This window comes from Pseudoalteromonas sp. NZS100, from assembly GCF_015864815.1.
GTDB classification, from domain to species: domain Bacteria; phylum Pseudomonadota; class Gammaproteobacteria; order Enterobacterales; family Alteromonadaceae; genus Pseudoalteromonas; species Pseudoalteromonas distincta.
Window position 1 is genome coordinate 1 of sequence record NZ_JADYWM010000044.1, and the last position, 3085, is coordinate 3085.

At 36.5% G+C, this 3085-nt stretch carries 4 protein-coding genes and 1 pseudogene; 4 read left to right on the forward strand and 1 reads right to left on the reverse strand.

Annotated elements, in window-relative coordinates; genetic code table 11:
* Positions 1-76 precede the first annotated feature (76 nt).
* Positions 77-466: a Cd(II)/Pb(II)-responsive transcriptional regulator gene (locus tag I6E69_RS20365; RefSeq protein WP_004588889.1), complete on the reverse strand. Its 390-nt coding sequence runs from the start codon at positions 464-466 to the stop codon at positions 77-79.
* Between the two features lie 77 nt (positions 467-543).
* Here I6E69_RS20365 and I6E69_RS20370 point away from each other — a divergent pair, with 77 nt between their 5' ends.
* The 4 genes and pseudogenes from I6E69_RS20370 to I6E69_RS20385 form a co-directional block, all read left to right on the forward strand.
* Complete coding sequence (locus tag I6E69_RS20370) at positions 544-1158, forward strand: cation transporter (RefSeq protein ID WP_004588888.1); 615 nt, start codon at positions 544-546, stop codon at positions 1156-1158.
* Between the two features lie 55 nt (positions 1159-1213).
* Complete coding sequence (locus I6E69_RS20375) at positions 1214-1945, forward strand: transglutaminase family protein (RefSeq protein ID WP_004588887.1); 732 nt, start codon at positions 1214-1216, stop codon at positions 1943-1945.
* The gene (locus I6E69_RS20380; RefSeq protein WP_004588886.1) at positions 1932-2834 is read left to right on the forward strand and encodes a cation diffusion facilitator family transporter; all 903 of its coding nucleotides are present in this window, start codon (positions 1932-1934) and stop codon (positions 2832-2834) included. Before I6E69_RS20375 ends, I6E69_RS20380 begins: the two co-directional genes overlap by 14 nt.
* 55 nt (positions 2835-2889) lie before the next feature.
* Positions 2890-3085 (forward strand): annotated as a pseudogene (locus tag I6E69_RS20385) (hypothetical protein); the annotation flags it as partial.

Below are 3085 nucleotides of genomic sequence, written 5' to 3' on the forward strand. Positions count from 1 at the left end.
TTAATGATTGTGCTAATTTGCCAATGGTTTTCATTATTGCCTTTGTGAATACTACTAATCTAAAGTTATATTTAGTTCAACTATCTAATGACTTGATAATGCCACAGACTTCAATTGTACCGTCAGACCCGCAAGAGCTTGCCATTAGTTTTAACTCTTTTTTGAGTGCATTCAATTCCTTCATTCGTTGATTAACTAAAGTTAGTTGCCGATCAATTAATGCATTTACACTAGAGCAACTCTCCTCTGGCTTGTTTTTTAATTCAATGAGTCGCTTAATATCATTAAGCGGAATATCTAAACTTCGACAATGCTTTACGAACTCTAGCTCTTTAAATGCCTTATTAGAATACAACCTGAAATTCCCTTCAGTGCGATCAGGATCTGACAGCAAGCCCTCCTTTTCATAATATCGGATGGTTTGTACTGAATACCCCGATGTTTTCGATAACTCACCAATTTTCATAAAATTTCCAAATAAACTTGACCCTATAGTCACTATAGGATTTATAGTTAGAGCATACAAGTTAATCGGAGATGAAAATGAGCGATTGTGGGTGTGAAGTTGAGCTAAAAGATAACCAGCAAAAAACGGTGCTTTATTGGCTTCTGGCTATCAATGCCTCGATGTTTGTTTTTGAAATTGGCTTTGGTTGGTTATCAGAATCAACGGCTTTAATTGCAGATTCGTTAGACATGCTAGCGGATGCAATCGTCTATGCAATTGCACTATACGCGGTGGGAAAGTCAATCCAACATAAGGCTAATGCTGCTTTAGTGAGTGGCTATTTCCAACTGGGGTTAGGCGTGCTAATTCTAATGGATATTGCTAGAAGGCTGTATGGTGAAAGTGAGCCTCACTCTTGGTTTATGATTGGCGTAGGCATGGTTGCTTTAGTTGCAAATGTGATTTGTCTCATCCTTATTCGAAAGCACAACAACGATGAAGTACATATGAGAGCTAGCTGGATATTTTCAGCGAATGATGTAATTGCAAATCTTGGTGTCGTTATCGCAGGCATACTCGTTATGGTGCTGAAACAGCGTTGGCCTGATATCGTCATTGGTAGCATCATTTCAATGTTAATTCTTCGAGGCGCTTACCGAATACTAAGCGATGCTAAACAAGAATTAGCTGTTGCTGAGAAAACACGTTAAACACCAAATGAAGATAAACAATCAACCTTTGGTTGTTCAAAGTAAGGAAACATCAATGAATAGCAAATATCTAGAAAAAACCAAGATAGTAAATTTTGAACACTCTACAATTCAATCATTAATTTCTGAGCGTAATTGGCAAGAACTCGATGACTTCAACAAAATTGGTGCAGCCTACCAATTTGTTAAAGATGAAATATTATTTGGTTACAATGAGAGTGATGATATTTCAGCAAGCAGTGTTTTAGCCGATGGTTACGGACAATGCAATACCAAGGGTAACTTGCTGATGGCTTTGTTACGAGGATTAGGTATTCAATGTCGTTTTCACGGCTTTACTATTGAGCAGCGATTACAAAAAGGAGCTATTCCAACTTATGTATTTTGGTTAGCACCTAAATATATCATTCATAGTTGGATTGAAGTTTATTTCAAGGATCGTTGGATAAACTTAGAAGGCTTTATATTAGATGAACAATATTTAAGTTCACTACAGCACAAATTTAGTCAAATAAAAAACGAATTTTGTGGTTATGGTGTTGCAACAAAGTGTTTCTCTTCGCCAGATACAGATTGGCGTGGTCAAGATACCTATATACAAAAAGAAGGTATTCATGATGATTTTGGTGTTTATAATTCCCCTGATGAGTTTTATCTCGAAAAAGGAACTAACTTATCAGGAATCAAACGTTGGATGTATCAACGAGTGATCCGTCACTTTATCAATTTTAACGTAGTCAATGTAAGAAATTTAAAAGTTCTTGAGGTGGAAAATGCACAATCATAGCCATAGCCATTCGCATGGAAAAGACGACCGTATAGGTTGGACATTTTTCCTTAATGTTTCATTTACTATTATCGAATTTATTGGTGGTTGGCTAACCAACAGTACCGCTATTATGGCTGATGCTGTACATGACCTGGGTGACAGTTTATCTATAGGATTCGCTTGGATACTGAGTCGTTTCTCGGATAAAGAAGCATCCGATAGATTTAGCTATGGCTATCGTCGTCTTACCCTGTTTGGCGCATTAATTAACAGTATTGTATTAGTTATTGGTTCTGTCTGGGTGCTATTTGAAGCAATACCAAGATTATCTAATCCTGAAATGCCAATGGCTGAAGGAATGTTGGGTCTTGCATTACTTGGGGTTGCTGTTAATGGGTATGCAGTATTTAAACTAAAAGCGGGTAAAACGCTGAACGAAAAAGTACTTACGTGGCATTTGCTTGAAGACGTACTTGGCTGGGTTGCAGTCCTAATTGTTTCTATCGTGCTGCTTTTTGTAGATCTACCAATATTAGATCCTTTGCTTTCTATAGGCTTTACACTGTTTATATTGTTTAACGTTTTGAAAAACCTGAAAACAACATTGGCACTATTTCTTCAAGCTACACCTGATGAAGAAGTGCAGAATAATATTGAAAAAGCGATAAAGGCTATACCTGAAATTAATGGGATTCATCATATGCACTTTTGGTCATTAGACGGGGAAAGTCACGTATTAACTGCTCACCTAGAGTTAGCCCATAACTTTGAGGTTGATAAATTAATTAGGCTAAAACAACAAGTGGCTAAGGAACTTTCTTCTTATAATTTATCTCATACAACCATTGAGTTTGAGTTTCCTCAAGAAACTTGCCGTGACGAGCATGAAAAACATGCGCATGGCTAGTTTAGAAAACCTTTTTTTGATATTATAATTTTTCATATTTAAGTAGGTGTTTATTTTGAAATTCAATGTTGCGTTAAAAATACTATTAGTCGTTTCGATTGTTTTGCAATCGTTAACTGCTGTTGTATCCGCAACACCTGAGAATCACCAAATAGATATAGAGCACCTTCAAATTCAACATGATCATGCAGATGATCGAAATGTCTCAAATGATAATGTAGGTGATGAGCAGCATAATGAAAAAGATTGTC

Bases quoted from the DNA above. Each gene is read 5' to 3' on its own strand.
- I6E69_RS20365 (WP_004588889.1), bottom strand. From the start codon at position 466: ATGAAAATTGGTGAGTTATCGAAAACATCGGGGTATTCAGTACAAACC.
- I6E69_RS20370 (WP_004588888.1), top strand. From the start codon at position 544: ATGAGCGATTGTGGGTGTGAAGTTGAGCTAAAAGATAACCAGCAAAAA.
- I6E69_RS20375 (WP_004588887.1), top strand. From the start codon at position 1,214: ATGAATAGCAAATATCTAGAAAAAACCAAGATAGTAAATTTTGAACAC.
- I6E69_RS20380 (WP_004588886.1), top strand. From the start codon at position 1,932: ATGCACAATCATAGCCATAGCCATTCGCATGGAAAAGACGACCGTATA.